Genomic DNA, 15,995 nt, shown 5'->3' on the forward strand with positions numbered 1-15,995 from the left:
CGTCAGGCCCGATGGGCCGCATCTCCCTCGCGCAGCTTCGCCAGCGCCGGGGTCAGGACGTTGCCGACGCTGGCCTGCGGGTCGAGGGGCAGGGACCGGAAGATCCGGGCGGCCACGCCCTCGGCGCCGCCGGCCTGCCGGACGACATGGGCCGGGGCATGCGCCAGGACGTGCCGGGCACCGGCCGCCACCACGGCGGAGCCGAGATCGACGCTCACGGTCCGGCCCCGGGCGGCGCCGGCGACGGCGTTCTGGCCGTACTCGGCCCCGGCCCGGATCGCCGCCTCGACCCGCTCCCGGGTCAGCAGCGAGGCCGCCCAGGGCGCGACCCGGGCGATCCCGGCGGTGACCGCCGCGGCGGCGACCGGCACCAGTACCGCCGAGACCGGCTGCAGCAGGCCGACCAGCCAGTCGCCCCAGGGGATCGCCACGCCGCCCGCCGGCGCACCGGCCAGCGCCGGGGATACGAGGGCGACGAACGGGATCGCGGCACCCGCGAGGGCGAGCCCGGCACGGAAGAGCTGCGTCATGATCGATCTCCGGTGTTGCGCGCACGGCGGACCCGGCCGGCTCGGGATTCGGGAAGGGGCGGCGCGGACGTGCCCTCACGCAGCGCGGCGAGCGCCCGGCAGGCCCAGGCGATCCGGCTCGCCAGGGCGATCACCCCCGGCCGCTCGAAGAGCCGGCACACGCTCTCGGTGGCGGCCTCCAGGGTCGGGGCCTGCCGCAGGGCGGTGAGCGCCGTAGCTTCGGTGGTGCGCAGCTCGACGCAGAGGTAGCGGTACTGCGCGTCCAGGGATGCCGGATCGAGCGCCTGCGCCCGGCACCACGCCTCCATGGCGACGCGCCGGGGGCCGGTCCATTGCGCCAGGCCCCAGCCGCCCCGGGACCCGGCCACCGAAGGGGCGACCTCCTGAAGCTGGCGGAAGCCGCCGCTCTCGTGGCCGAGATTGCCCAGGAGCCCCGCGGCCTGGAGATCGGTGAGCCCGAGATCGCGCATCAGGCGCGGCCCGAGGCTCCGGCATCCGGCCGCGAAGGCGTCGCCCGGCCCCCGGGCCGGACCGGTGGTTGCGGGCATGGGGGTTCTCCGGGCATGGGTCCGCGCGGCGCGGACGGGGGACACGTGGGACACGGACAGGACCGGCCGCTGGTGTTCATCGGCGATTCGATCACCGCCGGCTGGGGCGTCGCCCGGGCCGAGACGTTTGCGCGGCACGGGTTCACCGCCCGGGGCGTGCCGGGCCAGACGAGCGGCCAGATCCGCGCCCGGTTCCTGCGGGACGCGGCCGGCGCCCTGGGCGTCCACCTGCTGTGCGGGATCAACGACATCGCCGAGATCGGCGGCCCGGTCTCGGACGGGGCGATCCGGGACAACATCGCCGCCATGGCCCGGCAGGCCTTCGAGGCCGGGCTGCCGCTCTGGATCGGCACCGTGATGCCGAGCGACTTCTGGGGGTGGCGCCCGGAGCTGCGGCCGGTGGCACGCATCCACGCCTTGAACCGCTGGATCCGCGCCCATTGCGCCGCCAGCGCCGCGGCGCTGATCGACTATCACGCGCCCCTCGCCACCCCGTCCGGCGCGCTCCGGCCGGAATTTACAGAGGACGGCATCCACCTCAACGGAGCCGGCTACGCGGCGATCGAGCCGACGATGCTGGCGGCTTTGGCGCCGGAGGATGATCGGCCCTTGAGCTAGTGAGGCGGGGCTGCCGGCTTCAACGGCCTATCGCGACGGCAACGTTGGCGCCCCCTCGCCCCGCTTGCGGGGAGAGGCCCGCACGGACCTCGTCGTCCGTGCGGGAAGCGCAGGCGAAGCCGGAGCGGCGGTGAGGGGGCTTGAACGGATGAGACTCATTCGGAGCCACCCCCTCACCCTCGGCTGCCGCCTCGCTTCGGCGACGACGAGGTCGCCGAAGCCCTCTCCCCGCAAGCGGGGCGAGGGGAACGTGCCCGCACGGTACGCTTCAGAATCAAGCCCCCTCAAGACCCCAGGGCCAACCAGTAAGTCGACACGGTCCCGCCCCCCGTCACCGTGCCGCCGGTCGTGCGGCGGTTGCGGAGGGTGAAGCCGGTGGCGGTCACGTCGCTGACCTGGCTGGCGTAGAGCGTCCCGGCATCCCGGGCGACCGGCTGCGCCCAAACGCCCAGGCAGGCGCTAGAAAACGCCGGGGCGAACGACACGGAGACATCGGCGTCCGCGCTCGTGGCGAGCCCCCATTGCAGGATCAGGCCGTTGGCGAGCCGGGCGTAGCCGTTCGGGGCCAGCGCCTGCGTGCCGAGCACCAGCGGCGTGCCGTCGGCGCGCTGGTAGTGGCGCACGCGCCAGCGGCCGGCGCCGTCCGAGGTGGCGAGGCAGGTGTCGTCGGCGGCCGTGACGATGTCGGCCCGGGTTGGCAGCGCCAGCTGCTCGGAATCGTGGACCAGGGTGGCGGCGCCGGCGAAACGTACAAGCCGTTCCCGGTCGGCGCCGGTGCCGAAGCGGGTGATCCGGGCCGTGCCCGTAAACAGCACACGCCGCGTGCCGGCGGCACCGAGATCCGTGGTCGCCGCGGAGGCCAGCACGGTCTCCGTGGAGGCGAAATCGATCCCGCCCTTCGCCGCGGAGGCGGTGAGTGCCGTACTGAAGGCGGACCCGTCCGGCGACACCTTCAGGGAGAAGTCGTCACTGCCGAGGAGGCCCAGCAGGGCGCGGGCGGAGTAGCCGGTCTGGAGGATCAGGGCGGCGTCCCGGGACGGGGCCTGCTTGTTGACCGCGATCCGCATGTCGCCCGAGCCCGGCGTGGCGTCGTCCCAGGTGAGCAGGGCCGCGTCCGACTTGACCGCGAGGCGGTTGGTGGCATCCGCCCCGGTGTTGATGCCGAGCCGGCTGACGCTCTGGATCGCCGTCAGGGTCCGGCGGAAGCTGCCCCAAGAGGAGCCGTCGAACACGTAGAGATCGGCCTCGTCGATCAGGTAGGCGAACCAGCCGGCCCGGGGCACGGCGCCGATCCAGACGCCGTCGGCGTAGCGCACCACCTGGCCGGCGAGCCCGGCCCAGGCGCCCCCCGGGTTCGATGCGACCACGAGGTAGCGGTCGCCCTCTGCGGGGTTCTGCGGCGGCGCGGTGAGGTCCTTGTCCAGGCAAGCGAGCTGGACCAGGGCGTCGAGGAGGTTGAGCGCCTCGTTGTGGGTAACGTGCTTCTGGGCCTGGCTCGCCGCGATCAGCGGCAGGCCGAGGCGGAGCGTGGCGTCGGTCATGGGGGGGCTCCGGAAGACGTGCGGTGTCCGGCGGGATTGCCCGGCCGGCTGTGTGCAGTGCCGTCATCGCGCGCGCAGCGAAGCGACCCAGGGACGCGCCTCGGTTCGGGGATCGCGCGCTGCCCTGGGTTGCTTCGCTGCGCTCGCAATGACGGTGAGGGCTTCGTTCGGAAGCCGGATCAGGCGGCTCGGATCGGGATGCGGGCGCGGCTGGCCGGGCCGGGGCCCGCTACCGCGCCGATCTGGGCCACGGCCACGTCGAGGCTGGTCTGCTTGCCGCCGAAATCGGCCGCCTCGTCGGCGTAGAGGCAGTTCTGCGCCTCGGCTCGGATCCGGCGCAGGGGCGTGCCGGCGCCGGAATAGACCGTGACCGCGTAGGCCTCCGGCTCGTCGAGGGGGATCTCGGCGGGCTCCCAGGCGTCGCCGTCCCGGCGCGCCCGGCGGATCCAGGAGAGGCGCACCCCCGAGGCTTCCCGGCGCGCCCGCAGGTGGACCGGCCGCAGAGGACGCAAAGCCGCGAGCCCGGCCGTGGCGGCAAATTCCAAAAAAGCCGGATCGCCCGGGTCCCGGGCGGCCGGTCCGACCCGGTAGCGGAAACCGCGGCCGACCTCGTCCAGGCGCTCGACCAGGGGCACCACGGCGCCGTCGTCGAGCCGCACGATCAGGCTGCCCCCCGGGGTCGCACGGCCGGCCGACGCCTCGCTGCCGGCGAGCCCTCGCAAAAACCCCGAGAGCCGGTAGGTATCGGAGCCGATCAGCAGGGCATTAGCGGCGGAGAGCAGTTCCACGGCGCCGTCCGGCCCGATCAGCGCGAACAGGTTGCCGCCCGCGAGCATCGCGGCCTCGCCGATCGATCCGAGCGCCCCGCCCCGGCGCAGGGTGACGTCGAGGGAAACACCCCGCTGCAGCCGCCAGAGCGGTCCGGCCGGCAGGGCCGTGAGGGTCCGGCCGAGGCAGGCCGGGTAATCGACGAGGCCGTGCAAGCTGAGCGGCCCCGATCCTTCCGCCCGCCAAACGGCCGCCTCCCCGGGCCAGGGCTCCGCCGCGACCGCGAGGTATTGCAGCACCGTCGGGCTGCCGCGATCCACCGGCAGGTCGAGCGCGAGCGCGAAGGGCGGCCCCGGGAAGGCCGGCGTCGCACCGGCCGGCAGGGCTTGGCTGCGGGGCAGGCCGCGCGCGGGCCCGCCCCGGGGCGGGACGCCGCTGGCCTCGATCCGCCGTCCGGTGGGCGCGTCGTCGATCCGGTCGATCTTGCGCAGAACCGTCCCGCCCGGCACGTCGGCCGGCACCGCCAGGAGGTCGCCGGGCTCCAGCTCCAGCCGGCGCGGGCTCAGGGTGAAGACCGCGCTGTCGCGGGCGGCGATGACCCGGTCGAGCATCGCCTCGGCGAGGTCGTCGCCGGTCTCCCGGCGGGTGACGATGGCCGCCTCGATCCGGGTCTCGCGCCGCCGCTCGCCCACCGGGCGGATCGCGGCGGCCGCGGCGCGGCGGTAATCCGGGCTCTCGGATTCGGTCAGACCGAGCTCGACCGAGCGTGGCAGCCCGCTCTCCTCGGCCCGGACCTGGCGCAGGACCGGTTTTTCCTCCGACAGCCGGATCAGATCGGCTTCGGCCAGCACCACCGGCCTGTCGCGGCGGGGCCCGCGCAGGTGCAGGGTACCGGCCACCGCCGAGACGTCGAGGCCGTAGACCTGCGCCAGGGTCTCCAGGGCGGCGCGCGCCGAGAGAGGCCGGTCGATGACGTAGCCGTCGAGGAAGGCGGCGGCCTCCACGGCGACCGGCGCGTCGAAGCCGAAATCGGCCAGGATTTTTAGGACCAGCAGGTCGAGGTCGCAGCCCTCGATCCGTCCGGTGATCCAGTGCCCGACCCGCCAGTTGGCGGTGTCGGCCCAGACGGCCTGCACGGCTGGGAAGGCCGGGTAGGGCCGCGCGTCCCAGGACCAGACGAAGATCGATCCCGGATCGACCATTCGGCCGCCATAGACCGGCGAGACCGGGTTGTCGGCCTCCGCGAAGCCTGCGGCGGCCGGGTCGAACCGGGCGATCACCGCCTCGACGCCCCGCAGCTGGATCAGCTCGTCGCGCAGAGCCCGGGATTGCGGCGGGTAGGCGCCCTCGGCGGATTTCGGATCGGGGAAGACGTTGGGGCCGTTCGTGCCCTTGTCCACCGCCGGCACCCCGACCTCGGTGAGCCAGATCGGCTTGCCCTTGGGTACCCAGGCGGTGGCGCGGGTCTCGACGCCGCCATCGCGCTCGACATGCGGGTTCGACCACCAGCCGATGAGGTCCTTGGGCCGGAAGACCCACGGCTTGCCGGCGGCGCCGTCCTGGATCGGCAGGCGCGCCTGCGCCGCCCGCCCGGCCGCGTCGGCATAGTACCAATCGAACGCCTCGCCGGCGGCGCCCCGGGCCTTCAGGTAGGTGCGGTCGGCGATGTCGCCCGAGACCGCGAGGTCGGCATGGTCCGGCGTGTCGCGCCAGTCGGAGATCGGCGGATACCAGTCGATCCCGACCGCGCCGATGTTGGCATCGGCGAACAGATCGTCGAGGGGGAACCGGATCGTGGCGCCGCCGTCGCGGACATGGGCGCCGTACTCGGTCCAGTCCGCCCCGTAGACGAGCGTGACGCCGACGCCGAGGCGGGACCGCAGCTCCGCGGCGAGGTTTTTGAACGCCTGCACGGCCGGATAGCCGGCGGCGCCGCGCACCCGGGTGAGGCCGACGAACTCGCTGCCGATCACGAAGCCGGCGATCCGCACGCCCCGCGCCGCCCATTGCGCCGCGAGACCGGCATAATGCAGCACCTCCGCGCGGTAGCCGTTGGCGAAGAAGTCTTGGATCTGCGCCTCCGCGGCGGCGGTGCCGTCCGGGCTGCCGGAGACGCCCGGGGCCGGATCGCAGGTGATGCGCCCGCGCCAGGGATAGGGTGGCTGGGTCGCCCCGGGCACGCGCGGATCGGGCAGGCCGTTGCCTGCGGCCACGTCCATCATCACGAACGGGTAGAGCAGCACCTCAAGGCCGCGGGCCACGAGATCGGCCACCAGCCGGGTCAGCCCGGCATCCGACGGCGTACCGCCATAGGCGGGGGTGCCGTCCGGCAGGGTCGAGACCACCTCGGCCTTCTCGCGCGTGATCCCGGCGACGCTCCAGGCTTCGGGCTTGGTCTGCTTGCCCGCGGTCTCGACCTTCGGCACCACCCGGCAGGAGCCGGCGCGCAGGTCGGTTCCGAACCACGTCGCCACCACGGCGACCCGGCGCAGGTTCGGGCACAGGGCCTGGAGGGCGTCCAGCGACGCCGTGACGTCGGTGGCGCGCTGGAGCTGGTGCCGGTTGGCCGCCTGCGTCCGGCCGAGGCCGAGATCGACGGTGACCAGATTCGGATCGAGGGCGAACTCGCCCGCCCCCGGGATCAGGTCGACGGCGCGGATCCGGTGGAACAAGCCGTTGACCGGGCGTACCACCTCGAAGGCGAATTGCGGGACGCGGTTGCCGAAATCGGCGAGCGGCAGGTTCTCGAACACCACGTAGGCGAGGCCGCGATAGGCCGGGGCGTTCTCCGCGCCCTCCTTGGCGACGATCAGCGGGTCCGGCGCCTGATCGGGGCCGCCGGTATGGACCCGCAGGGTGATCCCGACCTGGTCGATCTCCTTGCCGTCCGCCCAGATCCGGCGGACCATCGCGATCTCGCCCTCGCACAGGCCGACCGCCAGGTTGGCGTAGTAGGCGTAGCGGGTGCGCACGGTCTTCTGCCCGCCCGCGCCCTTGGAGGCGGAGGCGGCGCGCTCCACCGTGGTGTTGGCGACCTCCCGGGCGCGGGTCGCCCAGATCAGGCTGCCGCCGATCTTCGCCCGCCCGTAGACCCGGGGGATGGGATCGCCCTCCGTGGAGGACAGCCCGGCGACGTCGGCGAGCCGCGGCCCCTCGACGAAGCGCGTGTGCCGCCCGGAGCCCGACAGCATCCCGTCGAGCCCCGCCCCCGCGGCCGCCCCGAGCACGCGGCCCACCACGGCCCCGATCGGCCCGCCCAGAGCGGTCCCCACCGCCGCGCCCGCCGTCGACAGGATCAAGGTGGCCATGGCGGGCTCCGGGCGTCCGAGGGTCGATCGGACACGAGGTTCGCGGATTGCCGCGCCGTATCCGATCGAATACGTTGTCGCCGTGGCGACGATTCTGCTGTCCGATAGCTTCCGTCGGTGGCTTGCCGACCTGCGGGATCACCGCGCGAAGGCGCGTATCGCCGCCCGGATCCGCGCCGCAGGCCTCGGCAATTTTGGCGACGTCAAACCGGTCGGCGATGGCGTGTTCGAGATGCGGATCGCGTACGGTCCGGGGTATCGCCTCTATTATGTTCGGCGGGGTGAGGTGACCTATCTGCTCCTGAACGGCGGCGAGAAATCCAGTCAGGATCGAGATATTCAGAAAGCCAAGGTCCTGGCCAAACATCTCGACGGTATCGCCTGATGTCCTTCACACCCTTCGATGCCTCGGAATTCCTCGACAGCGAGGAGGCGATCGCCGAATATCTCGCGGCTGCGCTCGAGGATCCCGATCCCGAGCTGTTCGTGGCGGCGCTCGGCGATGTCGCCAAGGCCCGCGGCATGAGCCAGATCGCCCGGGAGGCCGGCCTCGGGCGGGAGAGTCTGTACAAGGCGCTCACCCCGGGCTCGAAGCTGCGCTACGAGACCGTCCGCAAGGTCATGGACGCGTTGGGCGTCAAGCTCACCGTGGCGACAGGCTCCTCGTAAGGATCCTCCGGGAACCGGAACAGTCCCGTCAGGTGCCGGCGCCACCAGGCGGTGAGGGCCACCTCGGCCACGGCGGCGTGGTCGTGGGCGTGGATCATGGCGCCGTCGCCGGTGGCGATGGCGCAGTGGCGGGCCGGGAGGTGGCACCGGAAGGCGAAGAGCAGCACGTCGCCCGGCCCCGGCGTCGCGCCGGCCACCGGCACGAGGTGGCGTGCCGCCGCCGCGGTGAGCGGGTCGGTGCCCGGGGCGGCGGATTCCGCCCAGGTGGCGGCATAGGGCGGCACCGGTTCCGGCTCGGCCCCGTAGAGACCGCGCCAGACCCCGCGCAGCAGCCCGAGGCAGTCGCAGCCGACGCCGCGCAGGGACGCCTGGTGCCGGTAAGGCGTGCCGAGCCACAGCCGCGCCTCGCCGAGGGCCGCCAGGCCGATGTCCGGGCCGATATCCCTTGGCATCGCGCTCATCGGAACAGGCTCCCACCGTCGAGGACGGGCTCCGAGCCCGGCACCGCGCGCATCACCGCGTCGTTGCCCGGCATGTGCGGGAAGCCCTGGAAGTTGACCGCGTTGGCGAACCGGTCCCGGCAGGTGGCGAGCCGCTTGTCGCAGCCGGCGGTGAGGCTGAACGCATCCCCCGCCGCCACCGGCCGGGGCGGCGCTGTCCACAATTCGAGGAGCGCGTCGAGCTGGAGCCGCACGTCGGCCTTGAGGCCGGCATTGGCGCCGGCCGTCCAGGTGAGCGTTCCGCCGGTGAAGAGCCCGTCCGCGAAGCCGCCGGCCAGGGCCACCGCCAGGGTCGCGGGTTCGGGCAGGCCGGTGACCCGGCCGGTGGTGCGCCAGGCCGCGAGGTCGACCCGGCAGCGGCCATCGCCGAGATCGGCGCCGCAGGTCGCCCGGAAGGTCCGGCCGCGCTCGGCCCCGAGCCGGTGGGCGAGGCCGCGCAGCTCCGCCACGAAGGCGTTGCCCTCCCGGCGCACCTCGCCGATCGTGCCGACATCGAGCAGCAGGCGCGTCTCCGGGCTGGTCCAGTCGACCAGCCAGGTCTCCACGGTGGCGCCATCGTAGAGGCCGCCGGCGATGTCGGCCTCGGTCAGCCCGAGGGAACTCAGCGCCCCGGCCACGTCGCCCCCGGAGACCGCGAAGCCGGATTCGGCGCTGGCCTCGGCGGCCTCCAGCCCGGTGCGGGCGGCATGGACCAGGCCCGCGACAGTCAGGTCGCGGTCATGGTCGGTGAAGCCCATCGCGACGCCGTCCCGCCGGCGCAGGGACCAGCAGCGGCACAGGGTGGTGACGCCGCCCGCGAGATGGGCCGCAAAGGCACTTGGGATATCGCGCATCTTTTTCCCCTCAAGGCACCTACGGGCGACACAGGTTTGAGGCGCGACAGCTTTTGCAGAGCTCGACGCGCGCCCTCTCCCGTGCGGGAGAGGGCTGGGGTGAGGGACCAGGTTTTTCCGGAGAAGTCGCATCCCTCACCCTGTCCCTCTCCCGCACGGGAGAGGGGACCCGCGCCTTTTCGCGGCCTATCGGACGATCCGAAATCTGCGTCGCTCACGGCACGATCTCGACGAGCGGCACCTTCGGGATCTCGCCGGCCGTGAAGGCCGCGAGGTCGATGGTGAGGTCGTCGGTGTCGAAGCGGACCGGCACGTCGAAGGCGAAGCCCGCGGTGACGGCCGCGCCCTTGGCCGGGACATGGCCGGCCGCGAAGGTGACGAGCCCGGTGGTCGGGTCGCACGCGAAGGCGTCGGCGCCGACCTCCCGGCCGGCCACGGCCACCCGGACGCTTCCGGAAACCGGTTTGGCGATGCGCCGGCGATAGGGCGCGAAGCCGGACCCATAGGTCTTGGTCAGCGCGAACGACGCCGTGGCGCCGTCGCCGGTGCCGAGCGTTTGATCGAGGGGGCCGATCGCCCGGCCGGGCGGGCCGGAGCGGAAATCGACCCGGTCGCGATAGCGGAAGCCGTAGAGCCGGCCGCGCCGCTCCTCGAAGAAGGCCAGCACGGCGTGGAGGGAATCGAGCCCGCGCACCCCGAACCCGGCATCGTAGCGGCGGCGGGAATCGGCCCAGCGGCCGTTGCGGTGCTCCCGCCCCGAGGCCAGCGTGACGATCTCGGTGACCCGCTGCGGCCCGCCGCTGCCGCGCAGCGACACGTCGAGGGGAAACAGCACCTCGTGGAAGGCGTCGGCCATGGCGCGATGATCCCGGAGATGGGGCCGGAGAAGGCACGTCCTCCCGGCCGCGGATGACCGGGAAGAGTCTTTTGGAAACGGGCGAAACTTCAGAAACGCCGTTCATCGACAACGGGCCGAGACCGGTCAAAGATCACCGAAGACGACAGACGCTTCGTCGAAGATTTCCATCTCCGTCAGATCTCGAAAGATCTTGGCCGGGAGGCGTGCGTCGTCGCCGATCCACCGAGGAGCCTTCCGATGAGCGCCGTCCCGCAGCCGCTGCACCCCACTCTCGACATCCGCCGGGTCGCCGGCCGCATCGGCGCGGAGATCCGCGGCGTGGCGCTTTCGGGCGATCTCGACGCCGCGACGGTGGCGGCGATCCGCCAAGCGCTCGTCACCCACAAGGTGGTGTTCTTCCGCGACCAGGATCTCGACGAGGCGGGGCAGGAGGCGTTCGGCCGGCGGCTCGGCGATCTCGTCCCCCACCCGACCGTGCCGTCGCTGGCCGGGACCACGGGCGTCCTCGACCTCGACGGCAGTCGGGGCGAACGGGCGAGCTCCTGGCACACCGACGTGACCTTCGTGCCGGCCTATCCGGCGATCTCGATCCTGCGCGCCGTGACCCTGCCGGCCTATGGCGGCGACACCCTCTGGGCCAACACGGCGGCGGCCTACGCGGAGCTGCCCGAGCCCCTGCGCGACCTCGCCGACCGGCTCTGGGCGCTGCATTCCAACGTCTACGATTACGTCGGGGGGCGCGTGAACGCCCCGGAGGCCGGCCGCCAGCGCTACAACGAGGTGTTCACCAAGACCGTCTACGAGACCGAGCACCCGCTGGTGCATGTGCATCCGGAGACGGGCGAGCGCTCGCTGATCGTCGGGCACTTCATCCAGCGCATCCTCGGGCTCACGACCTCGGATTCGCAGCATCTGCTCGCGATCTTCACCGACCACGCGACCCGGCCGGAGAACACGGTGCGCTGGTCCTGGCGGCTGGGCGACGTGGCGATCTGGGACAACCGGGCGACGGTGCACCGGGCGGTGGACGATTACGGCGACCAGCCCCGGGTGGTGCGCCGCGTGACCATCGAAGGCGTCCCCCCGGTCAGCGTCGACGGACGCCGCAGCCGGGCGCGCGAGGCGGCAGCCAGCAAGGCGGCGTGAGGGGACCCCTGAAGGACCTTCCGGCACCGCAAGATGGGTCAGCGTGATCAGCTGCGCGCCAGCACGCTATGAGTGCTGGCGACGACTGTCTTCCGAAGTTGTTCGCCAGGCCTCACTCATCTTCACCTGACGCTGAAGGTCCCCGCGCAAGTGGACCTCGAAGGAGGCCTCCGGGGATCCGTGCAGCTGGCTTGTCCGCTGCCTCCGGTCACTGCGGCTGAGGCTCGCGGTCCCCTGCGCTTATCGTGGCGACGACGAAATCCATGAACGCTCGGACGATTAGAGGGCAGAGGTGCCGCGACGGGTGGTAGATATGCAGCGGGAAGCGCTCGTCGGCCCAATCGGGAAACAGGTCCACCAAGCGGCCGTCACGCAGCATCGCGTCGATGCCGAGGGCCATCGGCTGGGCGATGCCGAGGCCGGCAAGGCAGGCCGATAGACTGGTCGCGACATCGTTCAGAAGAAGGCGGCCGCTGACCTTCACGCCGAAGACCTCGCCGCCGCGGTGGAATTCCCAGGGAAAGGGCCGGCTGGTAACGGGGTCGCGGAACAGCAGGCACTCATGCCCGGAGGCCAGATCGCGCGGGTGGCCGGGAGCCCCGCGCCGGGCGAGATAGCTCGGCGCGGCACAGGTGACGATGCGCGTGTCCAAGAGTTTTCGCGTCACCAGCCCGGATGGTTCCGGCTCGCCGAACCGGATGGCGACGTCGAACCCGTCCGACACGAGGTCGCCCAGCCTGTCGCAGACCACGAGGTCGAGGGTGAGATCGGGATAGGCGTCGAGGAAAGTCTGCAGGCGCGGTGCCAGCATCAGGCTGGCGAACCACGCATCGCAGTTCACCCGAAGCCGCCCGCGCACGAACACCGCATCGCCTGCAGCATGGCTTGCCGCCTCCGAGATGCCGACGAGCAGCGGTGAAACCTCGGCGAAGAACCTGTGCCCTGCCTCCGTCAGCGTGTTCGACCGGCTGTTGCGCTCGAACAGGCGGACACCCAGCCGCGCCTCCAGACGGGCGATCGAACGGCTGACGCCCGAGGGCGTGAGGTGGAGCACCTCGGCCGCCCGCGCGAAGCTTCCGGCCTCCGCCACCGCGATCAGGGTGCCGATCCCACCCAACAGCCTTGGATCGACGTTCATCGGTGATCCCAAGTCACGATAAGCGTGAGGATAATGCGCTTCTGTCACGCCTCGTCCAGCGCCTAGCCTGATCCCGGAGCGGAAATCCGCACCGGATCGGGAGCGCGACGATGACAATGGATGGACAGCGTGTGGTGGTGCTCGGGGGAACCTCCGGCATCGGTCTGGCCGTGGCGAAGGCCGTGGCGCGTGAGGGCGGATCGCCGATCGTCGTCTCCAGGACGCCGGAACGGGTCGGCGCCGCCCTGGCCGACTTGCCGGCGAACGCCGAGGGGATCGTTCTCGATCTCCGCGACGAAGCGGCGATGCGGGAGGCCTTCCTGCGAATCGGCGCCTTCGATCATCTGGTGTTCACCGCCGGGGAAAGCCTCAAGATCGGCCCGATCACCGACCTGCCTCTCGAAGACGCGAGGCAGTTCTTCGATGTCCGCTTCTGGGGCGCCTTCGCGGCGGCCAAGCACGGCGTGCCGCGCATCCGGCCGGGCGGCTCCGTCGTCTTCACGTCGGGCATCGCGGGGGCGCGGCCGCCTCAGGGCGGCTGGGCGCTCGGCGCCAGCGTCTGCGCGGCGATGGAGGGGCTGACGCGGGCCCTGGCGCTGGAGCTGAAACCGATCCGGGTCAACATCGTCTCGCCGGGCTTCGTGCGCACGCCGCTCTGGAGCGATATTCCCGAGGCCGATCGCGAAGCGATGTATGCGGCAGCGGGCGAGCGGTTGCCGGTCGGCCGCGTCGGCTCCGCCGAGGACTTGGCCGAGGCCTATCTGTTCCTGATGCGCCAGAGCTTCGCCACGGGGCAGACCCTGGTCGTCGATGGCGGCGGGCTGATTTCCTGACTCGCCAAAAACTTACGTCGCCCGCTGCCCTCGGGCCACGGCGCGGGCGAGGCTGGCGGTGACCTGCGCCTCCGAGCGGCGGAAGGCGCCGGGGTCGGGGGTGGCGATGTTGACCGTCACCGAGACCGGGCGGGCCGCAGCGGCGCCCGCGGCGACGCCGAGGCGGCCGTCCGGGCCGCGGTTGAGCGGCAGGATCGCCTCGGGGCCGGCCTCGCCCATCAGGCCGGTGCCGCCGGCCATCGGGAAATAGGTCGGCGCGGCCACCACGCCGCCGGCCGCGAAGGGCTGGACCCGGCCGCCCCGGAACACGCCGCCCCGGGCGAAGCCGGTCTCGCTGCCGGCGCCGGCCCCGAGCAGGGCGTTGACCAGGCCGGTGATGCCGGAGCGGATCGGGCCCGAGGCCGCCCGGGCCGCCGCACCAGCGAGCCTGCTGCCGATCGTGCCGAGGACGCCGTCGAGGCTGCGGCCGGAGGCGGCGCCCCGGGTGAGCGCCGAATCCAGGCTGCGGCCGAAATTCTTGGCGAGCTGGTCCAGGGTTTCCAGCTGCTTGATCCGGGCGGCATCCTGCGGATCGGGCTCGGCGTCGATCATCGGGCGGGCCTCTTTTGCGGTCGAGATCGGCACGGTCCCAAAACCCGGGATCCCAAAGGGCTCGGCCCTTTGGCGGGGTGCCGGGGCGGAGCCCCGGTTCCGTTCAGCGGCCCGGATCCGGATAAGCGGCGAGCAGGCGCTCGAACGCGTCGCGGCTCAGAGGCTCCGGGCCGCGGCGACGGCCGAGGGCGGCGGCGAACTCTTTGGGCGTCGCCGTCCAGAAGGCGGCCGGGCTCCAGCCGAGCGCGCCGAGGCCGAGCGCCAGGGCGTCGTCCCAGGGGAAGGCCGAGGTTCGAGCCGGCGCCGACGCAAAACCGTCGGGCACCGGCTCTACCGAGGGTTTGCGGGGCCCGGCGCCTCCCCGAAGGCGGCGGCGAGGACCTCGCCCAGGGCGGTGGAGACCGCCTCCAGGCCGCCGGCCAGGGGCAGCTTGCCGACGGCATCATCGTCAAGGGCGTGGCCGCCGCCGCGCAGGGCCGCGCCCAGCAGGGTGATCAGGTCTCGGGCGGAGACCCGGCCGCCGTCGAAGCGCTCGGCCAGGCCGACGAGGTCGCCGGCCTTGAGCGCTCCCTCCAGCTCGGCGAGGGCGCCGAGCGTCAGGCACAGGGTGTAGCGCTGGCCGGCGAGCTGAAGCGGCACCTCGCCGCGAATCCGGTTGGCCATGGCTCAGGCCGCCGTGAAGGCGAGCACGCCCGCCGAGTCGAGGCTGATGTCGAAGGTGACCTCGCCGGCATGGTCGCCCCGGTATTCGAGGCTGGCGATCTGGAACGGGCCCTCCAGGGTCCCGAAGGCCGGCACGACCACCTGGAAGGTCTCGATCGCGCCCTCGAAGAAGATCAGCCGCAACCGAATGTCCGAGGCCTGATCGCGGAACACGCCGGATCCGGAGATCGCGGCCCGACGCACGCCCGCGCCGGCCAGCAGCTCCCGCCAGCGGCCGGTGGAATCCGCGTTGGTGACGTCCACGGTCTCGGCATTGAGGGTGATCTGCCGGGTGCGCAGGCCCGCCACCGCCACGAAGCCGCCCGCGCCGTCGCCGGCCCGGAGCAGCAGGTCCTTGCCCTTCTGTGCGCCCATCGGCTCCCTCCTGGCTCGCATGAATCGAACGTCGCCGGTTTCGCACCGCCCTTTCCCGGGCGCATGGAGCGCGAGCGGAATGCGACCCGGGATCCAGCACAAGACGACGCGAAGCGTCTGTGTTGCTTCTCGATGATGCCGCGACGCGGCGCTTTCTCTGCTGGGTCCCGGATCGCCTTCCACGGACGTTCCAGGCGTCCGGGAAAGGGGGCGTGCGTGTCAGGCACCGCGCCCACCTCAAAGAATTTCGGTGACGGCCTCGAGCGTCAGGGTGGCCCGCGCCTCGCCGGTGCGGGCGTCGCGGGTCGCCTTGATCGCCCGCACCCGCAGGGTGACGAGACGGCAGCCCTGGAGCGGCAGGGCGGCGTCGGCCAGCAGCGCGGCCATGCGCTCGGCGGCGTCCAGCGCGGTACGGACCGAGCCGGGCTTGGCGATCACCGCGATGGCGTGGCTGTGGCGATGGCGCTCGGCGCCGTCGACGGAATCGTCCACGATCTCGGCCTCGCCGAACAGGGCGTAGACCGGCACCGAACCCCGGGGCGGCTCGTCGTGGAGCCGGACTTTTCCGCCGAGCAGGGCCGCGAGGGCGGCATCGCCGGAAAAGCGGGCGATCAGGCCGGCCCGCAGGGCCAGGAGCGGGCTCGGGTCGCTCACGACGCGCTCTCCCGGGCCAGCTCCTCGACATGGCAAATCAGGTCGCGGCCCTTCGCGTCGGGCTCGCTGACCGCGCGGATCGCGAAGCGGCGGGGGCCGGCGGCGAGCCGCATGGTCGGGTCGAGGGCGACCCGGGCGCGCAGGGTGACCCGGTAGGCGGGCAGCGTGTCGGTCCGGCCTCCCTCCGGGCGGTCGGCGAGGCCCGCCGGGGCGATCGCGCCCCACAGGACCGGGCCGGCCACGTAGCGGCGCAGCACGCCGCCGAAGCCGTCGGGCTGCTCCAGGGGCCGTTCGAGCACGAAGCGGCGGCGCCGGGCGCCGAGCGGCGGATGATGCGGATTGGTCGCCATCGAGGCTGCTCCGGTCGGTCGCAATCGGACGG

General features: G+C 72.8%; 19 protein-coding genes. 5 read left to right on the forward strand and 14 right to left on the reverse strand.

Going from position 1 to position 15,995, the window contains the following annotated elements:
- Window positions 1-2: 2 nt before the first annotated feature.
- A complete protein-coding gene (locus MKK67_RS08805) occupies window positions 3-530 on the reverse strand; it encodes a hypothetical protein (RefSeq protein ID WP_243963479.1) in 528 nt (175 codons plus the stop codon).
- Complete coding sequence (locus tag MKK67_RS08810; RefSeq protein WP_243963481.1) at window positions 527-1,078, reverse strand: phage tail tip lysozyme; 552 nt, start codon at window positions 1,076-1,078, stop codon at window positions 527-529. Before MKK67_RS08810 ends, MKK67_RS08805 begins: the two co-directional genes overlap by 4 nt.
- 45 nt (window positions 1,079-1,123) lie before the next feature.
- Between MKK67_RS08810 and MKK67_RS08815 the strand changes: the two genes are divergently transcribed.
- Entirely contained in the window at window positions 1,124-1,696 is a 573-nt protein-coding gene (locus MKK67_RS08815; RefSeq protein WP_243963483.1) for a GDSL-type esterase/lipase family protein, read from the forward strand.
- 284 nt (window positions 1,697-1,980) lie between these two features.
- Here the strand turns inward: MKK67_RS08815 and MKK67_RS08825 are convergent, their stop codons facing one another.
- The gene (locus tag MKK67_RS08825; RefSeq protein WP_243963484.1) at window positions 1,981-3,237 is read right to left on the reverse strand and encodes a DUF2793 domain-containing protein; all 1,257 of its coding nucleotides are present in this window, start codon (window positions 3,235-3,237) and stop codon (window positions 1,981-1,983) included.
- A 179-nt stretch (window positions 3,238-3,416) separates the two neighbouring features.
- Window positions 3,417-7,313 carry a glycoside hydrolase/phage tail family protein gene (locus MKK67_RS08830; protein ID WP_243963485.1) on the reverse strand — a complete coding sequence of 1,299 codons (3,897 nt, stop codon included), beginning with the start codon at window positions 7,311-7,313 and terminating at the stop codon, window positions 3,417-3,419.
- Between MKK67_RS08830 and MKK67_RS08835 the strand changes: the two genes are divergently transcribed.
- Complete coding sequence (locus tag MKK67_RS08835; protein ID WP_279594486.1) at window positions 7,312-7,698, forward strand: type II toxin-antitoxin system RelE/ParE family toxin; 387 nt, start codon at window positions 7,312-7,314, stop codon at window positions 7,696-7,698. The two genes, MKK67_RS08830 and MKK67_RS08835, sit on opposite strands and share 2 nt — an antisense overlap.
- Entirely contained in the window at window positions 7,698-7,982 is a 285-nt protein-coding gene (locus MKK67_RS08840; RefSeq protein ID WP_243963486.1) for an addiction module antidote protein, read from the forward strand. The genes MKK67_RS08835 and MKK67_RS08840 overlap by 1 nt, the downstream gene beginning before the upstream one ends.
- Here MKK67_RS08840 and MKK67_RS08845 read toward each other — a convergent pair.
- The 3 genes from MKK67_RS08845 to MKK67_RS08855 all read right to left on the reverse strand — a co-directional run bounded on the left by MKK67_RS08845 (window position 7,913) and on the right by MKK67_RS08855 (window position 10,171).
- Window positions 7,913-8,443, reverse strand: coding sequence for an NlpC/P60 family protein (locus MKK67_RS08845; protein ID WP_243963487.1), 531 nt, complete (start codon window positions 8,441-8,443; stop codon window positions 7,913-7,915). The two genes, MKK67_RS08840 and MKK67_RS08845, sit on opposite strands and share 70 nt — an antisense overlap.
- Window positions 8,440-9,315 (reverse strand): DUF2163 domain-containing protein, encoded by an 876-nt coding sequence (locus MKK67_RS08850; RefSeq protein ID WP_243963488.1) that lies wholly within the window; start codon window positions 9,313-9,315, stop codon window positions 8,440-8,442. The genes MKK67_RS08845 and MKK67_RS08850 overlap by 4 nt, the downstream gene beginning before the upstream one ends.
- Window positions 9,316-9,529: 214 nt before the next feature.
- Entirely contained in the window at window positions 9,530-10,171 is a 642-nt protein-coding gene (locus MKK67_RS08855) for a DUF2460 domain-containing protein (RefSeq protein WP_243963490.1), read from the reverse strand.
- 240 nt (window positions 10,172-10,411) lie between these two features.
- On the opposite strand from MKK67_RS08855, the gene MKK67_RS08860 reads away from it, so the two are divergent.
- Entirely contained in the window at window positions 10,412-11,320 is a 909-nt protein-coding gene (locus MKK67_RS08860) for a TauD/TfdA dioxygenase family protein (RefSeq protein ID WP_243963492.1), read from the forward strand.
- A gap of 208 nt (window positions 11,321-11,528) precedes the next feature.
- Here the strand turns inward: MKK67_RS08860 and MKK67_RS08865 are convergent, their stop codons facing one another.
- Entirely contained in the window at window positions 11,529-12,458 is a 930-nt protein-coding gene (locus tag MKK67_RS08865) for a LysR family transcriptional regulator (RefSeq protein ID WP_243963493.1), read from the reverse strand.
- A 110-nt stretch (window positions 12,459-12,568) separates the two neighbouring features.
- On the opposite strand from MKK67_RS08865, the gene MKK67_RS08870 reads away from it, so the two are divergent.
- A complete protein-coding gene (locus MKK67_RS08870; protein ID WP_243963494.1) occupies window positions 12,569-13,291 on the forward strand; it encodes an SDR family oxidoreductase in 723 nt (240 codons plus the stop codon).
- A gap of 12 nt (window positions 13,292-13,303) precedes the next feature.
- Here MKK67_RS08870 and MKK67_RS08875 read toward each other — a convergent pair whose 3' ends face one another.
- The 6 genes from MKK67_RS08875 to MKK67_RS08900 form a co-directional block, all read right to left on the reverse strand.
- Window positions 13,304-13,882 (reverse strand): phage tail tape measure protein, encoded by a 579-nt coding sequence (locus tag MKK67_RS08875; protein WP_243963495.1) that lies wholly within the window; start codon window positions 13,880-13,882, stop codon window positions 13,304-13,306.
- 103 nt (window positions 13,883-13,985) lie between these two features.
- Window positions 13,986-14,207, reverse strand: a complete 222-nt coding sequence (locus MKK67_RS08880) for a phage tail assembly chaperone (protein WP_243963496.1) — start codon at window positions 14,205-14,207, stop codon at window positions 13,986-13,988.
- 5 nt (window positions 14,208-14,212) lie between these two features.
- Window positions 14,213-14,545 carry a gene transfer agent family protein gene (locus MKK67_RS08885; RefSeq protein ID WP_243963497.1) on the reverse strand — a complete coding sequence of 111 codons (333 nt, stop codon included), beginning with the start codon at window positions 14,543-14,545 and terminating at the stop codon, window positions 14,213-14,215.
- A gap of 3 nt (window positions 14,546-14,548) precedes the next feature.
- Window positions 14,549-14,959, reverse strand: a complete 411-nt coding sequence (locus tag MKK67_RS08890; RefSeq protein ID WP_243963498.1) for a phage major tail protein, TP901-1 family — start codon at window positions 14,957-14,959, stop codon at window positions 14,549-14,551.
- A 237-nt stretch (window positions 14,960-15,196) separates the two neighbouring features.
- Entirely contained in the window at window positions 15,197-15,613 is a 417-nt protein-coding gene (locus tag MKK67_RS08895) for a DUF3168 domain-containing protein (protein ID WP_243963499.1), read from the reverse strand.
- The gene (locus MKK67_RS08900) at window positions 15,610-15,963 is read right to left on the reverse strand and encodes a head-tail adaptor protein (protein WP_243963500.1); all 354 of its coding nucleotides are present in this window, start codon (window positions 15,961-15,963) and stop codon (window positions 15,610-15,612) included. The genes MKK67_RS08895 and MKK67_RS08900 overlap by 4 nt, the downstream gene beginning before the upstream one ends.
- Window positions 15,964-15,995 lie beyond the last annotated feature (32 nt).

Source organism: Methylobacterium sp. J-072, from assembly GCF_022829425.1.
Taxonomy (GTDB): Bacteria; Pseudomonadota; Alphaproteobacteria; order Rhizobiales; family Beijerinckiaceae; genus Methylobacterium.

What these genes read in the sequence shown, in the direction of transcription:
- MKK67_RS08890 (WP_243963498.1), bottom strand. Translation starts at nt 14,959, where the DNA reads ATGGGCGCACAGAAGGGCAAGGACCTGCTGCTCCGGGCCGGCGACGGC.
- MKK67_RS08840 (WP_243963486.1), top strand. Translation starts at nt 7,698, where the DNA reads ATGTCCTTCACACCCTTCGATGCCTCGGAATTCCTCGACAGCGAGGAG.
- MKK67_RS08875 (WP_243963495.1), bottom strand. Translation starts at nt 13,882, where the DNA reads ATGATCGACGCCGAGCCCGATCCGCAGGATGCCGCCCGGATCAAGCAG.
- MKK67_RS08845 (WP_243963487.1), bottom strand. Translation starts at nt 8,443, where the DNA reads ATGAGCGCGATGCCAAGGGATATCGGCCCGGACATCGGCCTGGCGGCC.
- MKK67_RS08850 (WP_243963488.1), bottom strand. Translation starts at nt 9,315, where the DNA reads ATGCGCGATATCCCAAGTGCCTTTGCGGCCCATCTCGCGGGCGGCGTC.
- MKK67_RS08870 (WP_243963494.1), top strand. Translation starts at nt 12,569, where the DNA reads ATGACAATGGATGGACAGCGTGTGGTGGTGCTCGGGGGAACCTCCGGC.
- MKK67_RS08855 (WP_243963490.1), bottom strand. Translation starts at nt 10,171, where the DNA reads ATGGCCGACGCCTTCCACGAGGTGCTGTTTCCCCTCGACGTGTCGCTG.
- MKK67_RS08885 (WP_243963497.1), bottom strand. Translation starts at nt 14,545, where the DNA reads ATGGCCAACCGGATTCGCGGCGAGGTGCCGCTTCAGCTCGCCGGCCAG.
- MKK67_RS08860 (WP_243963492.1), top strand. Translation starts at nt 10,412, where the DNA reads ATGAGCGCCGTCCCGCAGCCGCTGCACCCCACTCTCGACATCCGCCGG.
- MKK67_RS08865 (WP_243963493.1), bottom strand. Translation starts at nt 12,458, where the DNA reads ATGAACGTCGATCCAAGGCTGTTGGGTGGGATCGGCACCCTGATCGCG.
- MKK67_RS08825 (WP_243963484.1), bottom strand. Translation starts at nt 3,237, where the DNA reads ATGACCGACGCCACGCTCCGCCTCGGCCTGCCGCTGATCGCGGCGAGC.
- MKK67_RS08810 (WP_243963481.1), bottom strand. Translation starts at nt 1,078, where the DNA reads ATGCCCGCAACCACCGGTCCGGCCCGGGGGCCGGGCGACGCCTTCGCG.
- MKK67_RS08835 (WP_279594486.1), top strand. Translation starts at nt 7,312, where the DNA reads ATGGCGGGCTCCGGGCGTCCGAGGGTCGATCGGACACGAGGTTCGCGG.
- MKK67_RS08805 (WP_243963479.1), bottom strand. Translation starts at nt 530, where the DNA reads ATGACGCAGCTCTTCCGTGCCGGGCTCGCCCTCGCGGGTGCCGCGATC.
- MKK67_RS08900 (WP_243963500.1), bottom strand. Translation starts at nt 15,963, where the DNA reads ATGGCGACCAATCCGCATCATCCGCCGCTCGGCGCCCGGCGCCGCCGC.
- MKK67_RS08830 (WP_243963485.1), bottom strand. Translation starts at nt 7,313, where the DNA reads ATGGCCACCTTGATCCTGTCGACGGCGGGCGCGGCGGTGGGGACCGCT.